Consider the following 17,713-nt stretch of genomic DNA (forward strand, 5'->3'; position numbering starts at 1 on the left):
TAAGGATTTAACTAAAATGTGTCCATGAAACTATACTAACTCCAATCTGTGGATTGGGAAAAAAATAGTTCGCTTTCAGCAGAACAATATATAAAAAAAGCCTTGCCTTTTATAGTGCCGGATATAAAATTTTAAAGGATGATTAGTGATCATCCTTATTTTTAACTCTGCTTCCTTATATCAAAAAGCCTTGCTCCATTAAATGGCCTGATTGTTGAATACAAGTCAACCACCGCTCTTCAATTAAACTTCCTCGATAATCCCATCAGAAAAAGCTGCCTTTAAAGACAGCTTTTGCTTTTCAGCTAACGCACCGGTAGTTCACTAAGAATCGCTATTTACATTGAAGGTAGATATATTTTCCATTCATTCCAAGCTTTAAGATAGTCATTTAAGTCATGTGGGTGAACCCTAATACAAACGCCTATACGTGTGTATAATTGAAAAGTAACTTCCTCCAAAAGCCTTTCTTTACTAAAATGGACATCTTGAGTCAATGATGAGAAAGATGACAACAGCGTCTCTACATTTAAATCGTCTGGAGACGAGCAAAAAGCATACGTAAAATCATAAATTTTCGGACCGATTAAGGGCATAGGGTCAATAACCCCATTTAATGTGTTGTCTTTATATACAAAATTATGAACACCAGCATCTCCATGAAGGTAATACTTCTCTTCTTGATGTTCGTATGTTTTCAACTTATTAACCAATAACTCTACTTTTTTATGATCCTCATTTGGTAATACATCTCCTATATCTTCTTGGGCGAATTTTAAACTTGTTAGATTGAAGTCCGCCCAAGAATTTCTATGTATCCCATTCACTCTTCCCCAGTTTTCTTCGTTTACTTTTTTGTATTTATTTAATAGTTCCTTAATTAAGATATTCATCCATTCTATTTTAGAACCTCGATTAAAATGTGTTTCTCCAGGAATGTAAGAGTATACTATAAATTCCTTTTTCTCGTCTGTATAAAGGACATTAGGCAACAAATTTACATCTTTATAAGTAAGGAGAAAAGTCTCTGTTGCGGCTATTAGTTCAGGTTTGTCCAGTTTAATTACATATTTTAGAATTTTGTTAATATGTAGAGTATATAGAATTCCATTTGTAGTACCACTTTTTAATTTCTTTATATCTATATCATCATTCTTTATTATCCCTTGGTTTATAAGACCATAAACAATCTCATTTATTTTCTCCATTTATTTAGCCCTCTCAATTAATTTTGATAAGTCTTTATACTATGTAAGTTCGCCCCTCTTATGAAACTAACCTGCCAATATATTTGCTTAAGAAAAGGAGCTGTTGATTAGCTCCTAGTATTGATGTAGAGCACCCAATAGGTCTATATATTTCATTGACCTTGCAACTACCAAATTTTTTAAGACTTTTGTGACATTATTTCTAATGTGCTATGGAAGTGAGGTTGACCGTGCGAGATGTCCAAAGAGTATGATTGAGACAAGCTTATCGTTTTATAATCGGTAAAGAAGCTTTCTAACTCACTTCTTGTAAAATAATGAAGAAACATATTTGAACTTTCATTATAAAACGTATGCTCTGCTAATTGCTCATACTTCTCTGGCGCTTTCTTTCTACTTGGTTCATTATCATCAAAGGCATTAATATATACCAACCCATTTTTAATCAGCCCATTTTTCACCTTTTCGATAATAATTTTAATATCCTCATCAGGAAAAAAATTAAGTACATTAGAAAGTATAATTAAAGAATATTTACTTGGTTCAATCTCAAAAGAAGCAATATCTTGAACTTTAGCGTTAATATTCAAATTTTGTTCTTTCGAAAGTTTCAAACACCGTTCTACTGCTGTTTCAGAAATATCGATACCCTCAACAGCAAATCCCTGTTTAGCGAAAAAAAGGGCATTCCGTCCTTCTCCCATACCTAAGTCTAATACCTCTCCGTTTTCAGGAAGCATTACAACATATTGAGATAAGATACTATTAGGATTGAATCCCCATAAACTATCAACATCTTTATATTCTTTCTCCCATATATTTTGTTTGATTTTTGGCACCCTGCATTTAACCTCCCCAAGCCATTTTAAAAACAGAATCACCTATATATTACCATAGATTATATAGTATCCCTTTTAACTATCTTGACCCGTTAGTTGCATAAAAAAAAAGCTGCCTTTTAAAGACAGCTCCGATTTTCATCTAACGTCCCCGTTAGTTGAGAATTTACTTACATTATCATTTAATTATTATCACAAGAAACATCACCAACAAGAAAACTATAGAAATCCATACCGTACATTTTATGAATATTTCCGCCCAGAATTTCTTTCGCAAACCATAGTGAAGGACAATGAAATTAAATAAGAGACTGACTATTCCATTAAGAATATTACCACCCGCGAACTGTAAAGCTATATTAGCCAATCTAGAAACGATAAATAAAATGACATATACCCTATCAATCTTTTCTTTTTTGTGGATTTCGTGTTGTAGTTGATACATTACGTTTCACCTCTTGGTTGTTTTATTAACTGAACCCATCTTTCATTATCCTGTCCCGTTGGTTCCATAAGAAAAAGCCGCCTTAAAGACAGATCAGATCTTCAGCTAACGCACCAGTAAGTTCAATAACAAATGAAATGTTGAAGTATGTTTAATAAATGGTTTGCCAAAACCTATCACTTTTCATATCTTCAACTACTTTTTTAAATGTTTTTATAGACATTTACTTAAAATTGGTATTCTAACAGTATTACGTTTTAGAAAATAACCCTCCCTTGTACTCGTCCCGATATATCTTAAATTCATTATCGGAAGTGATAATGATTTTATTGTTATTTATTAATGTGATCTCAAGAGGAAATATAGCAGATCTTTTATTAGAAAATAACCATCTCCTCCCAGATTGAGCCAATATAATAAATATTCCATTCTTTCTTTCACCCATGAAATTAAGGGATTTTCTACTTATTGGATCATTGTCACGCTCGGTCAAACCCACTTCATTTAATTTTTCACTTACACTTATTGTGTCCTCTACTATCAAACCTATCTCACTTATGTTTAAAATACTTTTAGCAGAAAAAGACTCGATACTATCTTTAGCAATTTCATATCTTGAAATAAATTCTACTATATTACCAGAAGGATCATAGAAATAAAGAGCATGGGCAGGTAAATGAGCAAAATCCGCTTCATCTACCCCATCTTCTACAAGTAAACTTACTCTTTCTTTTACCCATGATTTTGCTTCATAAAATTTGTTAGCTGGTATATTAAAAGCAAAGTGATAATAGGGGTCATCTTCTACTTCTTTTGTTGTAAATTCAATTTCACCTGTACCAACAGCCATTCGAAAGCTATTCTTATCCTCATTAATTAGAGAAAAGCCTAACGTATTAATGTAGAAATTTTTCATTTCTATTAAACTGTTTGTCTGTAAAACAATCGATTTAATTTCCATTAATCACAACACCTTCCTGGTCTATCTAATTATGTAGTAGGTCTTTTATAAAACGTATCTAGTTAAAACTTAATTATCCATTTAATCTGATATAGGCTAATACTATCCTGACCCGTTAGTTGAAGGTCTCTAACTAAATCAAGCCGCCAATTATTTAACTGTTTTCCAAATTGTCCATCTATCTTTTTCAACGATGTTACTATCAGTGGAAAATGATTCATCTATATAATCTATCAGTAACTTTAATTCTTTATTGTCTAATTCGTGTAAAATACTTCTTCCTGTTCTTTCACTTAAGTCTTTTAATAATTGTATTTTATCATCATACACTCTTCTAGTTTCCCACAACTTAACTTCCTGAATTTCTCGAAACCCAACTTTTTTAAGAGTTTCTATTACAATTTGACTAGTGTGTCTGCGATTAGTATCTTTTTCAATTAATTTGGGGAATAGTTCAAAGAAGTACCCTCTAATATGAGTATTATCACCACTTAATAAACAATCTTCAGGCGTACGGTCTTGAATAATATAATATCCTTTATGATTCAACACTCTATATGCCTCTTGGAAGCACTTTTGCAAATCATCAACATCTATATGATGTATTAATGCTCTTTGAAGCAATAAATTAAAACTATTAATTTCTAAACCCGTATGAAAGGCATTTCCTTGCTTAAAAGATATATTTTGATATTCTTTACAGTTTTCTCTTGCACCTTCTAGTATTGCCTCGGAAAAATCGACACCAGTAACAGAAGTTATTCCCATATCAGACAGTGCCTTGGAATAGATACCACCACCACAACCTATATCCAATGCATTCGAAATATTTTCAATTGGTACAAGGTCTTTTATAGCATTACTCCACGAATTATCGGCGTTTCGAGTTGTATAGGAATTGCGATTTTTCTCGTTATGAAAATCTATCCCCACCTAACATCCCTCATTTCACTTTTCGTTAATTTCGCCAAGATTATTTAAGTAAGATTGATAATCGACTAACATCGGTCACTACTATACTTTCTGCCTTCATTATATACTAAATATTTCCATTATTTAATTCCGAAGAAATTATAAACAATCATAAGTTTTTCATATGATACTATCTTTGAAAAAATTTGATTGTTCAATTAACCTGCCCTTTACTACCATAAATCCTGCTCACTTCCCTCCAATTATGGAATTCAACAATCGGATATATAGAATAGTAGATTATAAATCAATCAATATTACTTTCACTTTTCTTATTTTCAGCTTTATTATCAATAAACGGAATAATTTTTAAATACTAGAAAACCTTCTTATAGGTGCTATCGTCTATATATCTAGGAAAGGAAGTGTGAACTGTTTTGGAGGAGTTTGTGTTGAAATGGTCTCAATTGAAAGATAATGAAGCCCTATTTGATGAAATGATGTCCCTTTATGGTCAGGATATTCTGCAATTGGTCTATTCCTATGTAAAGGATCCGGTTGTTGCAGAGGACCTGACACAGGAGATTTTCATTAAATCTTATAAAGCTTTGCCTACATATAACCAACAATCTAATATACGGACATGGCTTTGGAAAATTGCCATTAACCATTGTAAGGATTATCGGAAAAGCTGGTACTTCCGAAACGTTTCGACTGCGGATAAAGAGCAGGAATGGTCTTCCACCGACAATGTGGAAGACCAGGTCATTCAGCAGGATGAAGATAGAAAGCTTGCTGATGCAGTCATGGCCCTGCCCATTCAGTATCGCGAGCTCATATATCTTCATTATTTTCAGGAAATGAAGCTCAAGGAGATATCCGAAATTACCGGGGTCAAACTCGGCACGGTGAAGACCCGTATGCGCCAGGCGAAAAAAAGGTTAAAAACCTATTGGGAGGAATCTACCGATGGAAGATAAATTAACACGCTTGAAATCGGCCATGAATAAGCATACATTTCCTGAATTGAAGTTTACGGAAAACCTTAAAAGGTCCATCCATTCTTCTATCAAAAATCAGGAGGCAAGCAAAGAAGACATCATGATTGCCATTTTCAGATCATTGGATAAGGAGAAAAGTGGTTATCAAATTAATGAAGTGCTCTACCAGAAAGGTATTCGGAACTTTGAAGGGAATGAAGGCTCCTTGTATGCCACCTTGCATGAGCTTGAGAAGGAAGGCTGGCTCCAGACTTTTTGGGAAACGGAAGAAAGGAAACTCTATTCCTTGGATGAACGTGCGAAAAAGTGGCTAAAGAAAAAGGAATCGAAAAGTGGTTCTGCCTCGGCTCTTTGGAGGACAGCGTTTGAAGGAGGAAGAAACGATTGAGAAGCAATCAATTCTTAGATGAGGTTTCGTCGTATATCCGATCAAAAGAAGCCAAGAAATATATAGAAGCTGAATTAAAGAACCATTTGACTCAAACAAAAATCGAATGGATCAAAAAAGGATATCAAGAGGATGAAGCAGAGGAAATGGCTGTCCGGAATATGGGTAATCCCTCTGATATTGGCATGAAGATGGACAAGCTGCACAGACCAAAAATTGATTGGAAGCTCATGAGCATGTTTCTGTTCATGTCAGTTGCCGGCCTGTTTTTATTTTCCTTCTTATTAAAGGGTGGTCATACCTTTTCCGTGCAGAAGCATGTATTTTCTGTAACAGGAAGTGTCATTTTCGCCTGCCTCCTACTTTTTTTCGATTATCGAAAATTGCAAAGATGGGGTTGGGTTTTCTTTATGATGGGATGCCTGATTCTTATTCAGTTCCAATATTCCCATGTATATGTGTTCGGGCGTCCTCAAATGAATATTATGGGTTTTATGTCGGTCGATTCTCTTATAGCTCTGCCAATTTTCCTGCTTGCCTGGGCCGGAATGCTGCAATCAAAGAAAATGAATGTTTATTTGGCAGCCTTTTTATACATTTGTTCGGTCTATTTGTTTATGAATACCATCAACGTACAGGCGGTGGGGCTGTATACATTGATGGTATCGGTAATGGTCTGGAGAAGTGGCCTAAGTAAAAAGAAAATCCTGATCACGGCCGGGGTCCTGCTTACTACATGTGTTTCCGTTCTACTAATCTCCTTGAAAAATATAAGGGCTTATCAATTTGAAAGGATTTTAGCCTTCGTTTCGCCTGAAAAATACAGTGAGACATCGGGGTATACTTATATGAAATTAGAAAGGCTAATTGCGGATGCCGGATGGTTTGGCCATGGTGGTTCCCTTGAAGCGTTTGATTTGTCTACTGATATGATGACGGATTTTATCTTTGTTACGATTACCTATACACTTGGTTGGGCTGGGTCTCTGCTCATTGGTTTGCTGTTTTTATGGATGATTTGGCGAATTTCCCATATATTCAAAACGGTGAAAGACCCTTTTGGAAAAATCCTGATTTCTGGCTGTTTTGCCATATTCACTGCACAGGTAACAATCAGCATCGGAATGTCTCTCGGCCTACTACCGATCATAAGCCTATCCCTTCCATTTATGAGCTATGGTGCATTATCAGCGATGATCAACGCCTTCTTGTTCGGTTTAATTTTGAGTGTGTATCACAAAAAAGACCTCATACGGATAAAGGCCTGAAGTTTTAGAATCCTAATCAACGATTATAGTAGCGTAATTGAGAAGAACCCATTTTGTAGATTGATTCAAGTGGGTTTCTTTTTAATAGTTTTTTATCTTATTAAGATGGTCAGAACTTAGATAATACTTGGTTAAGGTTATTCCATTGGTATATCAGAAGATTCATTTCAGCACCTGCGATTGTTATTTTTTCTGATTTAAGTAGGTTTGCATCATAATACTCATAGAAATAACGGGTATTATTATCTTCCAATACTTCAACAAATACTCTATTGAAACCAAGTGCTTGGAATTGAAGAAATAGCTGTTTCAATAGTTGCTTTCCAATTCCTTTTCCTTGATACTCTTCAAGGAGATAAATAGAAGTTAAATCACCAGATTTAGTGACATTATTATTTTCTCTTTTACCGCAATCGGCAAAGCCTACGATTTTTCCTTCATTATTTTCTGCTACAAAGACATAATTGCCTTCTTTAGAAATATTACGGTTCCACAAGTCAGTCCGCTGATCATATGATAATTTCTTTAAAAACTCATCGGGAATGATGTTTTTATAAGTAGACCTCCAACTATCAACGTGTACCTTCGCAATATCTATCGCATCCGCTAATGTTGCTTTTCTTATAAACATTGAATTTCACCTCTTATGAAAAAATAATAATTAACGTATATATTCCATTGCCTCACCATTATTCCTTCTCTTATTTATATTTAACGCTTTTAATCCATTGAATCTAACACATTTATTTCGTAAAACAATAAATAAATACAAAATAAAAAGCAATCCTCCCTTACAGAGAATTGCTTATACGATGAACGGATTAAAGAACATTACTCATACTCATCCGTTATCAACTCGAACTTTTCTGGTATGATTTTTTGAAGGGAATCTATCGTTGAAAAATGTTCATCCTTAGAGAACGCGGTAATAAAGTCCCCATCATGCCCCACCCAAAACAGGATGGAACTGTTAGTTAAATCCATGATTGGGGCATTGGCTAGCCTCTTCCCTTTAACTAATCCGGTTCGGTCTTTTTTAGTCCTTAATTCAGGATAAGGAGGCTCATATTCCCTTTCCTCCACTCTGAATAGATCCTCTTTTATTGACCATAATGACAAGTTCAACATGCCACCATTCCCGTACAGATAGGGATAATATTCTTTAAATTGTTGCGGCCTCCGTATAATTGCCTTTACAAAGAACGTGCCTTTACGACTTCCCTTCATATATTCGAACTCTATATCTTGCCTTTTAAACAGCTCTTCGTACTCTTCTTGTTGAAAATCATAGATTTCCGCAAGTGAATAAATAGGATAATAATCGGGGCTATCCATCCAGTTACAAAAAAGTTCATCATGATGATAATCACCATCCCAACAAGAAAAATACACGATATATTGAACCTCACCATTCAGCTCAAAAGGGTAAGTGGCTTCTTCCACCGGCACAGTTATGATTTCTTCGGGAGGGACGTAGCTTATTTCAACCTTCATTTCATTCACCTCTCTTAAAAACTTATTATATTACTACATGATACCGTTGGATTCACTGGCTTGCTTTGTTGAACGATTCTGTCCCAACAGTAATCTCCTTATTGAAGTGAATCACCGTTACTTAAAGAAGGCTTTTTTCGTTGGTATAAAAGCATCTACCATAGAAACATTGGAAGGATTTTACTCATTTAAATAGAAAGGTAGTTAAAAGTAAAACTTTTGGAGGTAAAATAACTTGAAAAAAACTATTCTTTTGGCAGTTTTCTTAATATCCATTTCTTCAATTCTTTTTGCTTGTCAATCGAAAGAGAGCACTATTGAAATCTCTGCAAATCCAGCTACTAAATCGGAAAATGATAAAAAACTATCAATTAACACTGGCTTTAAAAACATTAGCATCTCAAAAATAAAAGGTTTTAATGAAATCACCTTTGATGACAAAGAAACCTTAAAAGCCTTTCAGGACATCTTTTCAAGTGCAATAAGAGAACCTGGTATAGTTGATATCGCTGACCCCGAATTTTATTTGGATGTCGTTTATGATAAGGACAATCCACAAAATTTATTTTTGTGGATAGGCGAAAAAGGACAAAGAAGCACATTTATGAAAACAGAAGATACAAATACTATCTATACCGTTTCAAATGATATGACCGATAAGTTAATTGAGTTAGTAGAAGCTCGATTTAATTAAGACTTCGAACGAAGTCTTTTTTTTATGCACTTTTGTTCAACTTTAGTATTATTGGATTTTTGGCAGGCTGCCGTTCAGTTCAGCAATTTTGGGCAGAGTATAACCTTCTACCATTAGTTCAATGTACTTAACTCATCTTTCAGGATAACGAGAACCTAAAAATGGTGTATTTGTCATATTGTTAAAGTTTACTACAATCAAGAAAGCAACAATTTATGCGAAAACAGCCTTAAAGAAAGACATACCTAATGAATGAATCTCCAGTTATATAAAGGAGCAATGCCCCAATGCCAATGAAAAATATTCGCCAGAACCAATAACTACTTATAAAAGATACTGATAAAATATTGATTTCTTCTTCCTCCAGCTTCTGTATACCCTTATACAACCACTTGTACTGAAACAAACCAAGCCACAGAAAAATAACTCCCATTTCATCAAACTATGATTAAAGACATCTATACCACGTTTTCGGACTTAACTAAAGACGAGCCAATTAAACTATTCAACCTTTTAAAAGAAGGCTTAATTGATAAGATAATGAAGATGCTGATATGAAAGATGCATACACAACATTAGAGAAACCCGGTTTATAGAGGGATTAGCCTGCATTCATTGTGGAAGTGTGAAGGTAAAGCGAAATGGTCAAGTCATTGCTCTAAAGGCTGGAAATGGTCGTGTAAAAGCAGAAGAAATTGACGCAGTTATCGGTAGCTATATTGAACCGTCTTCTTTGTTATGCACAGGTACAGCCACGAACTATAAGAAATTCGCCAAAATCAAGGCACTTAAACACGAGCCAATAAACCTGAGCAAAGAGGGGTATGTCAAAAAAGGCATCTACCATTTGCAAAACGTCAATAACTATCATAAACGTCTAAAAGGCTGGATGGATAGGTTCCAAGGAGTGGCTACAAAGTATTTGGATAATTATCTTTACTGGTTCAGCTTCCTTCAGCAAAGTAAGAAGTTGGCTGAAAAGGAGCAGATAAACCAAATGCTCCTCTATGCCTGTCTAAATTCAAATAGAATTACCGTCAATTTCTTACGTGAGGTATAAAAAACAGCCATTCCTATGTTGGAACGACTGTATTTCTTATTCAGTTAAAGCTAACCGTTAGCTTAACAAATATAATCAAAACTTTTAGGCTACTTTGCTCTCTGTTCCGTTTAGAATTCTCTTTATATTTTCTCGATGAAGAATGATTATTGATACGCTTATTAGTAGAGAAAGTCCTATGATAACTTTATCTTCAAATATTAGACTGTAAATAAATAATGTTATACCAGCCAACATTGAACTTAGTGATACATACTTAGTAAATAACAAAGTTAGTACAAATAAAACAAAACCAACCAAAACACCTAAAGGTGTCAAAAATAAAAAAACTCCTGTTGCTGTCGCAACAGCTTTTCCACCTTTAAAATTAGCAAATACAGAAAATATGTGTCCTAATATAGCCAATAAACCACAAGCAATAGGGTTAATCGTAGAACTGAGTATTAGTGGAAGTAAACAAGCAAGTGTACCTTTTAATATATCAGCAATTGCAACAATTACTCCTGCTTTTATACCTAACACTCTATAAGCATTAGTTGCTCCAAGATTTCCACTACCGTAATCACGAATATTTTTCTTATAAAACATTTTACCAACTATTAAAGCAAATGAAATAGAGCCTATTAAATAACTTAAAATCAGAGTTAAAATGTTCAAGGTAGTATTTATCTCCTCACTTAGTTTGTTATTTTAAGTATTTTTATTTTCTGTATATTTTTTCCTGCAAACCTTCTTGCGTTAAACTGAGTCGTTAGCTGAATAAGTCTCTCTTTTTATAATACCATAAAAGGTAAATTATCCCTTGTTATAATTTAAAGCAACAATCTTTACGAAAAGAGTCTATTTTAAAGATTTAATACTACACAAAAAAATGAGCTGGAAAATGTATCTCCAAGCTCATCGTATTCTGATTTCCGTATAGCCCCCGTTGGTTTAAGCACAACTCTTCACAAACTTTCTCCAATAAGAATTCGCCAGAAAAGGACATTAATCCTTCCCAGATCAATGTCCACAATAGTCGGAGTGTAATTATTGTAAAACCATCCATAATGGATATATAAATGTATTTTCTAATAATCTAGTTGTCTTAAGCTCAACAATAAACCATCATCCGAAATCTTTTTCACTTTATATAAATTCAATTTCTTATCTATTTCTTTATCCATTTTCTCTGCATTACTGAATAAATTTCTCACTGCATCTAAAGCATAAATAAGAATCGATATGACACCACCTCCACCTAACTCAACACCGAGACGTTCATTCTCTGATAAATGTGTATCCATTATCTTTTTGACTTCTTTGAAGTAATCTCCTTTAATGAGGATATAAGGAGATTTCGCCTCTAGTCCTGCTAATAATTCATTTGGATTACGAACTTCATACGTTTCAAAAAAATTCATACTACCACTCCTAGTTTCCGTGCAATAACATATCTCATCCTCTTTGGAGAATATAAAAATCATCCTTTTAATATCCCACACTTTACGACTATCCTTATCTCAAGAAAATAGGAATAAAAGTCCTCTTGGAGAGTGTTAAGCCCAAAAGTTTAACTTTTGGGCTTACCCTTTCTACGAATTCATTATGATTCAGGTTAATATTTTTATGGTTTTACAAAGACGGTTTTAATAGATGTGTAAAACTCTTTTGCCGCTTCTCCTTGCTCACGGGAATGGGAGCTGGATTGCTTCATTCCCCCGAATGGGGCTTGCAGTTCAACTCCGGCAGATTCAGCGTTAATGCGTACGAGTCCAGCATCCATCTCATTAATGAAGGAAAGCATGTGACCGATATTTTTAGTGAAAATAGAAGCACTCAGTCCGAATTTCACGTCGTTTGCCAGGTGTACGGCTTCTTCCAACGTCTCCACTTTAATTAGGGCAAGCACGGGTCCGAAAATTTCCTCTTGGGCAATGGTCATGCTGTTACTAACGTTATCAAAGACAGTCGGTTCCATGAAGAATCCATCGGCTAATTCCCCATCCTCTATACGTTTACCGCCATGAATCAATGTTGCGCCCTCTTCTATACCTTTCTCCACATACGAAAGGACGGTATTAAGCTGATTCTCACTTGCACATGGTCCCATCCATACATCATCTTTCATGCCGTTTCCAACTTTTATGTCCTTTATCTTTTCAATCAGTTTATGTTTAAACTCCTCATACACTTCACTTTGTATGATTACCCGGCTTGTAGCTGTACATTTCTGTCCCGTGGATCGGAGACCCCCGCTAATCGTTGCTTCCACAGCCTGTGTTAAGTCGGCGTCATTGGCCACGATAACAGGGTTCTTCCCGCCCATTTCCAACTGATATTTGGCACCACGCTTGAGAGCTCCTAATCCAATCGTTTTACCGACTGAGTCAGATCCCGTGAATGAAATGGCTTGAATGTCCGGATGATCGGTAATCGCCTGACCAATGACAGACCCCGGTCCTGTTACCATATTGATCGTACCGACCGGAAGCCCGGCCTCGTCAAAACACTCCAGTACTTTGGCTGCGGTTACCGCGGCTTCTTGAGCTGGTTTCAGGATCACGGCATTTCCATAGATAAGTGCCGGCGCCATTTTCCAGATGGGGATGGCCACAGGGAAATTCCAAGGTGTGATGACCCCTACAACGCCAAGGGGAACACGAGTGGTGAACATCAGGGCTTCGGAATCCGAAGGAGGAATCACATCTCCTACTTTCCTCATTCCCTCTCCTGCATAATAACGGAGGATAGCGACACCTCTAGCTGTTTCCCCTTTCGCTTCGGGAAACGTTTTTCCCATTTCACGCGTCATCGTTTCGGCAATCTCATCCATACGTCGCTCAATTGCGTTCGCTACCTTATACAAATACTCACCACGAGCAGCACCGGATAATTTCCTCCAGTACACTTGTGCCTCTTTCGCAGCAAGAACCGCATCATCCAAATCTTCTTTCCCTGATTGTTGTACATAGCCGACGACTTCATGACGATTGGCAGGATTAATACTCGTATCGACCTTTTGAATAGAAGCAGGTACCCATTTACCATTGATATAGTTCAAATACGTTTTTTCTTCAGTTTTAATGTTCATCTTACATACCCCCATATTCTTGTAATGGTTAATTTCACGAATAATTAGATAATTACGATTGAACCAGTATTCTACTACAAAATGAATACACAATCTGATTTGCTTAAACTAAAATGTTATTCGGTAACTTTACCCTATTTTTCAAAACACCAATGCCAGAGATTTCAATTTCAATCTGATCGCCATCCAATAGAGTGAAGTCATTATCTGGAATGATGCACGTACCCGTCAACAATACGGTCCCGTCAAAAATTTCATTATCACGAGTGAGGAACGAAACTAATTCATGATATTTTCTTTTTAACTGACTGGTATTCGCTTGTCCCTCTACTTTAAGCTCACCATTCCGGTAGATTCTACAAGTGATGTCAAAGTCATAAGGATCATTCACGGACTCGGCAAGGAGAATGGCTGGACCGATGGAACATGAATTTTTCCATATTTTCGCTTGTGGTAGATAAAGAGGATTCTCCCCTTCGATGTCACGACAGCTCATATCATTCCCAATCGTATATCCAAGAATCTCGCCACCCCGATTGATAACAAGGCCTAGTTCGGGCTCGGGAATTTGCCAATTGGAATCACTGCGTAAATAGACTTCCTGCCCAGGACCAACTGTGCGAGCAGCCGTTGACTTAAAGAAAATCTCCGGACGTTCCGCTTCATAGATCTTGTCATAGAAAGTGGTCGCATCAAGCTTTCCAGCTGTCGCTTCATAGTTACGGGCATCAAGACTACGTTCATAGGTAACGCCAGACGCCCATACTTCTTCCGCTACAATAGGAACGAGTAACGATAAATCTTCTAAAGAGTTTTGAATAGGCATGGATTTAGAAAGGAAATTCTCTATGAAAGAGAGTGGGGACACGTTTTGTTCGTTTGCCTCTTGGATTAATTCAATCAATCCTTCTTGAGGAAGGGGGTATACTTCCCCTTCATTGGTAACAGCTGCTAGCGTTGCTTTTGAATGTTCATCGATATATCGGATAATACGCATGGAATAGCCTCCTTTTGTTTTATAATATAAAACACAGTTTTTATATATAGACAATAGAGGAGGGAACCACTCTATGAAATTGGTATCCCATTCCCCATTTGTTCTGATAATTCATAAGTTGCCTGTTTCAGTTGTTCAACGAAAACGTCTAGCTGGGCGTCATCTATACGACCAACCAGTGTCGAAAGGCTAATCGCTGCAATCACTTTGTTCTCATGATTTCGAATGGGTGCTGCAATACAGCGAACACCAGGCTCGTTTTCCTGATTATCGATGGCGTACCCTTGAGATCGAACCTCTTGTAACTCACGCATGAAATGATCTTCATCTACAATGGTGAACTCCGTTTGCTTTAAATAGCTATATTCATGGAGAATCTTTTTTATTTCTTCCGGATCTTTAAATGCGATTAACGCTTTACCAACCGCGGAGCAGTGAAGTGGAATTCGTTTTCCTATTTTTGAATAAAGAATAACAGCCATAGGTCCTTCCACTTTATCAATATAGACCCCTTCTTTGCCGTCCAGGATAACCAAGTGGGCCGTCTGTCCGGTTTTCACCGATAAATCCATTAAGTATTTTTTTGATAAATCCCTGACGTCCAAAGATTGGATGACATAGTTCCCTCTTTCAAAAAGCTTCATTCCCAATCCATACTTCCCATTTTCAGGGTTTTGACTGATATAGCCATGATTTAAAAGCGTTTTCAATAAAGAATGGATGGTACTTTTGTGAAGCCCTAATTGATTGCTGATATCTGTTATCTTCAATTCTGTTGTATGTTCGTCAAACAAATCGAGAATGCGAAGAGCTCGATCCACTGATTGAATAACAGGCATGAATGTCACCTACTTGTTTTAAATTATGAAACTTGGATTTACAATAACAAAATTTTCCCACAATTCAATATAATACTAGTTTTTTTAAAATGTCAAGGCACATGATTTACTACAAAATGAACCTATCGGGATAGAACTTTTTTTAGATTCACCCTCCCCTTTTTACTTTCATTTAGAAAACGAATTAGTATCCGGATAAAATTTCTTCTGAAAATCATGATACCTTATCGATAATTCGCACTATAAAATGGATTGACTTTCATGTAAATATATGGTTATTTTAGATTACAACTTAAGTTCTTTATAGATGAACGTTGTTTTATAATGTAAAACAAAAGGGGGGTTTACCGAGAACTTCATAGATAGATATAGTTCTTAGGTTTAAATGTGACTGAATATTTCGTTATTAATAGACCATGAAATAGAAAATCTGATTACGGAGGTAAAAACATGTCATTTCAATCGATATTTGGCGAAGAAGATGTCTCTCTATACAAAATTCAAACGCATGCAAAAGGGGCAGATGGTTCCCTCCCGCTCACCCCAAACATGTTGTTGGAATCACCCAGCGGTGACCTTTTTGGATTATCTCAGAATGTTGGAATGGGTTGGTCCGCTTCAAACCTCCTTGGAAAACAAGTCCTCATCCTCGGTACACAAGGGGGCATTAGGGATCATGATGGTTCGCCCATTGCATTAGGCTATCATACTGGCCATTGGGAAATCGGGTTATTAATGAAGGCGTCAGCCGAAGAGATCAGTAAACAAGGGGGCGTCCCTTTTGCAGGATTCGTAAGCGATCCCTGTGATGGCCGTACACAAGGTACGACTGGCATGTTCGATTCGCTTCCATATCGAAACGACGCAGCCATCGTTTACCGGAGATTAATACGCTCGTTGCCTACGCGCCGGGCAGTTATTGGGGTCGCTACATGTGATAAAGGCCTTCCAGCCATGATGGTCGCACTAGCTTCCATGCACGATTTGCCGACTGTCATCGTTCCTGGAGGCGTGACGCTTCCACCTACCGATGGAGAAGACGCAGGCAAGATTCAAACCATCGGGGCAAGATACGCAAATAACGAAATCACGTTACAAGAAGCTGCCGATCTAGGATGTCGTGCATGCGCTACACCAGGGGGCGGTTGTCAATTCCTTGGTACAGCTGGTACCTCCCAAGTCGTGGCAGAGGCCCTTGGAATGGCATTACCTCATTCTGCACTAGCCCCTTCAGGTCAACCAGTATGGGTGGAGATGGCGAAGCAATCAGCACGTGCAGCTTTAGTAATGGAGCAGAAAAAGATATCCACCAAGGATATTCTTACGGATAAAGCAATCGAAAACGCGATGGTGATTCACGCAGCTTTCGGAGGTTCAACGAACTTATTGCTTCATATCCCGGCCATTGCCCATGCAGCCAAATGCAAGTTACCAACCGTTGAAGACTGGACCAGGATCAACAAGAAAGTCCCTCGCCTAGTCGACGTACTGCCAAATGGTCCAACTGGCCATACAACCGTAAAGGTATTCCTGGCAGGTGGGGTCCCGGAAGTGATGCTTCACTTAAGAAGATTAGGAGTCTTGCATGAAGATGTACTAACCGTTACCGGAGAAACCCTTGGTGCCAATCTCGATTGGTGGGAACAATCGGAAAGACGCACACTGATGAAAAAACAATTGATGGAAAATGACGGTATCAATCCTGATGATATTATCATGGACCCCGTCACCGCAAAAGAAAAGGGTCTAACTTCGACGGTTACATTCCCAAAAGGAAACATTGCTCCTGAAGGATCCGTCATTAAATCGACTTCCATTGATTCATCTGTTGTGGGAGAAGACGGAGTATATCGCCACACCGGAATAGCTAAAGTGTTCACGTCAGAAAAGTCAGCGATTAAAGCCATCAAAACGGGAGGCATCCAGGCAGGAGATATCATGGTGGTCATGGGCGGTGGTCCATCGGGAACCGGCATGGAGGAAACCTATCAACTTACCTCGGCCTTAAAACATCTCTCTTACGGAAAACATGTCTCCTTACTTACTGATGCACGCTTCTCAGGAGTTTCTACTGGCGCATGCATTGGACATATTGGACCAGAGGCCTTGGCTGGCGGAGCCATTGGAAAATTGCGTGACGGAGATCTCATTGAAATCATTGTGGATCGGATCCAATTGGCCGGTTCGGTCAATTTCGTCGGCACGGAGAATAAGAGACTTCCTTTAGAAGAAGCAACGGCAGTCTTGGAAGGACGTGATTCTCATCCGGACCTTAGACCGGATCCTAAACTTCCAGATGATACTCGTTTATGGGCGGCCCTTCAAGCAGTAAGTGGCGGAACTTGGCGCGGGAATATCTATGATACCGATCGAATCATTGAAGTGCTACAAGCCGGAGTTAAAGCATTAGGTGAAGAAAAACCGCTCGTCCAAAATTAATGAGTGTACTTCCCAATCTGGGAATCGATTATGAGCATGAGATTTTTTTGGAATTTAATGTAAGCGTTTTCTATCTTTTTCAAAAAACCACAACT

Annotated in this window: 16 protein-coding genes and 2 pseudogenes; 6 read left to right on the forward strand and 12 right to left on the reverse strand. The window is 37.3% G+C overall.

Features of this window, described 5'->3' with window-relative positions; all coding sequences use genetic code 11:
* Positions 1 to 338: 338 nt before the first annotated feature.
* The 4 genes from ACQKL5_RS08410 to ACQKL5_RS08425 form a co-directional block, all read right to left on the reverse strand.
* On the reverse strand, positions 339 to 1,208 hold the full coding sequence (locus ACQKL5_RS08410; RefSeq protein ID WP_427607912.1) for a phosphotransferase: 870 nt from the start codon (positions 1,206 to 1,208) through the stop codon (positions 339 to 341).
* A gap of 179 nt (positions 1,209 to 1,387) precedes the next feature.
* A complete protein-coding gene (locus ACQKL5_RS08415; RefSeq protein ID WP_427607914.1) occupies positions 1,388 to 2,047 on the reverse strand; it encodes a class I SAM-dependent methyltransferase in 660 nt (219 codons plus the stop codon).
* Positions 2,048 to 2,742: 695 nt separating this feature from the next.
* A complete protein-coding gene (locus tag ACQKL5_RS08420) occupies positions 2,743 to 3,453 on the reverse strand; it encodes a VOC family protein (RefSeq protein ID WP_427607916.1) in 711 nt (236 codons plus the stop codon).
* Positions 3,454 to 3,603: 150 nt separating this feature from the next.
* On the reverse strand, positions 3,604 to 4,386 hold the full coding sequence (locus ACQKL5_RS08425; protein WP_427607918.1) for a class I SAM-dependent methyltransferase: 783 nt from the start codon (positions 4,384 to 4,386) through the stop codon (positions 3,604 to 3,606).
* Between the two features lie 416 nt (positions 4,387 to 4,802).
* Here ACQKL5_RS08425 and ACQKL5_RS08430 point away from each other — a divergent pair, with 416 nt between their 5' ends.
* Genes ACQKL5_RS08430 through ACQKL5_RS08440 form a run of 3 tightly spaced genes read left to right on the forward strand, consistent with a single transcriptional unit; the run spans position 4,803 to position 7,022 of the window.
* Positions 4,803 to 5,345 carry a sigma-70 family RNA polymerase sigma factor gene (locus tag ACQKL5_RS08430; RefSeq protein WP_427607919.1) on the forward strand — a complete coding sequence of 181 codons (543 nt, stop codon included), beginning with the start codon at positions 4,803 to 4,805 and terminating at the stop codon, positions 5,343 to 5,345.
* On the forward strand, positions 5,335 to 5,754 hold the full coding sequence (locus ACQKL5_RS08435) for a PadR family transcriptional regulator (protein ID WP_427607921.1): 420 nt from the start codon (positions 5,335 to 5,337) through the stop codon (positions 5,752 to 5,754). The genes ACQKL5_RS08430 and ACQKL5_RS08435 overlap by 11 nt, the downstream gene beginning before the upstream one ends.
* Positions 5,751 to 7,022, forward strand: a complete 1,272-nt coding sequence (locus tag ACQKL5_RS08440) for an FtsW/RodA/SpoVE family cell cycle protein (protein ID WP_427607923.1) — start codon at positions 5,751 to 5,753, stop codon at positions 7,020 to 7,022. Before ACQKL5_RS08435 ends, ACQKL5_RS08440 begins: the two co-directional genes overlap by 4 nt.
* 109 nt (positions 7,023 to 7,131) lie before the next feature.
* On the opposite strand, the gene ACQKL5_RS08445 is transcribed toward ACQKL5_RS08440, so the two are convergent.
* Together ACQKL5_RS08445 and ACQKL5_RS08450 are read right to left on the reverse strand one after the other, a co-directional pair.
* Positions 7,132 to 7,653, reverse strand: coding sequence for an N-acetyltransferase family protein (locus tag ACQKL5_RS08445; protein WP_427607925.1), 522 nt, complete (start codon positions 7,651 to 7,653; stop codon positions 7,132 to 7,134).
* Between the two features lie 200 nt (positions 7,654 to 7,853).
* Positions 7,854 to 8,516, reverse strand: a complete 663-nt coding sequence (locus ACQKL5_RS08450) for a hypothetical protein (RefSeq protein WP_427607927.1) — start codon at positions 8,514 to 8,516, stop codon at positions 7,854 to 7,856.
* A 235-nt stretch (positions 8,517 to 8,751) separates the two neighbouring features.
* Between ACQKL5_RS08450 and ACQKL5_RS08455 the strand changes: the two genes are divergently transcribed.
* Complete coding sequence (locus ACQKL5_RS08455) at positions 8,752 to 9,210, forward strand: hypothetical protein (RefSeq protein WP_427607928.1); 459 nt, start codon at positions 8,752 to 8,754, stop codon at positions 9,208 to 9,210.
* 78 nt (positions 9,211 to 9,288) lie between these two features.
* Here ACQKL5_RS08455 and ACQKL5_RS08460 read toward each other — a convergent pair.
* Positions 9,289 to 9,399: pseudogene (locus ACQKL5_RS08460) on the reverse strand (IS1595 family transposase); the annotation flags it as partial.
* A gap of 255 nt (positions 9,400 to 9,654) precedes the next feature.
* Between ACQKL5_RS08460 and ACQKL5_RS08465 the strand changes: the two are divergent.
* A pseudogene (locus tag ACQKL5_RS08465) lies at positions 9,655 to 10,270 on the forward strand (IS1595 family transposase).
* A gap of 84 nt (positions 10,271 to 10,354) precedes the next feature.
* Here the strand turns inward: ACQKL5_RS08465 and plsY are convergent.
* The 5 genes from plsY to ACQKL5_RS08490 all read right to left on the reverse strand — a co-directional run bounded on the left by plsY (position 10,355) and on the right by ACQKL5_RS08490 (position 15,179).
* Positions 10,355 to 10,927 carry a glycerol-3-phosphate 1-O-acyltransferase PlsY gene (plsY, locus tag ACQKL5_RS08470; RefSeq protein WP_427607929.1) on the reverse strand — a complete coding sequence of 191 codons (573 nt, stop codon included), beginning with the start codon at positions 10,925 to 10,927 and terminating at the stop codon, positions 10,355 to 10,357.
* A gap of 413 nt (positions 10,928 to 11,340) precedes the next feature.
* On the reverse strand, positions 11,341 to 11,673 hold the full coding sequence (locus ACQKL5_RS08475; protein ID WP_427607931.1) for a hypothetical protein: 333 nt from the start codon (positions 11,671 to 11,673) through the stop codon (positions 11,341 to 11,343).
* Between the two features lie 203 nt (positions 11,674 to 11,876).
* Entirely contained in the window at positions 11,877 to 13,343 is a 1,467-nt protein-coding gene (gene gucD / locus ACQKL5_RS08480) for an alpha-ketoglutaric semialdehyde dehydrogenase GucD (protein WP_427607932.1), read from the reverse strand.
* A gap of 103 nt (positions 13,344 to 13,446) precedes the next feature.
* Positions 13,447 to 14,340 (reverse strand): fumarylacetoacetate hydrolase family protein, encoded by an 894-nt coding sequence (locus tag ACQKL5_RS08485; RefSeq protein ID WP_427607934.1) that lies wholly within the window; start codon positions 14,338 to 14,340, stop codon positions 13,447 to 13,449.
* A 71-nt stretch (positions 14,341 to 14,411) separates the two neighbouring features.
* Positions 14,412 to 15,179, reverse strand: a complete 768-nt coding sequence (locus ACQKL5_RS08490) for an IclR family transcriptional regulator (protein ID WP_427607936.1) — start codon at positions 15,177 to 15,179, stop codon at positions 14,412 to 14,414.
* A gap of 450 nt (positions 15,180 to 15,629) precedes the next feature.
* On the opposite strand from ACQKL5_RS08490, the gene ACQKL5_RS08495 reads away from it, so the two are divergent.
* Positions 15,630 to 17,618: a YjhG/YagF family D-xylonate dehydratase gene (locus tag ACQKL5_RS08495; RefSeq protein ID WP_427607938.1), complete on the forward strand. Its 1,989-nt coding sequence runs from the start codon at positions 15,630 to 15,632 to the stop codon at positions 17,616 to 17,618.
* Positions 17,619 to 17,713 lie beyond the last annotated feature (95 nt).

Origin of the sequence: Peribacillus sp. NPDC097675 (assembly GCF_050277655.1) — a bacterium.
Classification (GTDB): domain Bacteria; phylum Bacillota; class Bacilli; order Bacillales; family DSM-1321; genus Peribacillus.

What these genes read in the sequence shown, in the direction of transcription:
- ACQKL5_RS08410 (WP_427607912.1), bottom strand. Translation starts at nt 1,208, where the DNA reads ATGGAGAAAATAAATGAGATTGTTTATGGTCTTATAAACCAAGGGATA.
- ACQKL5_RS08420 (WP_427607916.1), bottom strand. Translation starts at nt 3,453, where the DNA reads ATGGAAATTAAATCGATTGTTTTACAGACAAACAGTTTAATAGAAATG.
- ACQKL5_RS08435 (WP_427607921.1), top strand. Translation starts at nt 5,335, where the DNA reads ATGGAAGATAAATTAACACGCTTGAAATCGGCCATGAATAAGCATACA.
- ACQKL5_RS08445 (WP_427607925.1), bottom strand. Translation starts at nt 7,653, where the DNA reads ATGTTTATAAGAAAAGCAACATTAGCGGATGCGATAGATATTGCGAAG.
- ACQKL5_RS08450 (WP_427607927.1), bottom strand. Translation starts at nt 8,516, where the DNA reads ATGAAGGTTGAAATAAGCTACGTCCCTCCCGAAGAAATCATAACTGTG.
- ACQKL5_RS08475 (WP_427607931.1), bottom strand. Translation starts at nt 11,673, where the DNA reads ATGAATTTTTTTGAAACGTATGAAGTTCGTAATCCAAATGAATTATTA.
- gucD (WP_427607932.1), bottom strand. Translation starts at nt 13,343, where the DNA reads ATGAACATTAAAACTGAAGAAAAAACGTATTTGAACTATATCAATGGT.
- ACQKL5_RS08485 (WP_427607934.1), bottom strand. Translation starts at nt 14,340, where the DNA reads ATGCGTATTATCCGATATATCGATGAACATTCAAAAGCAACGCTAGCA.
- ACQKL5_RS08490 (WP_427607936.1), bottom strand. Translation starts at nt 15,179, where the DNA reads ATGCCTGTTATTCAATCAGTGGATCGAGCTCTTCGCATTCTCGATTTG.
- ACQKL5_RS08495 (WP_427607938.1), top strand. Translation starts at nt 15,630, where the DNA reads ATGTCATTTCAATCGATATTTGGCGAAGAAGATGTCTCTCTATACAAA.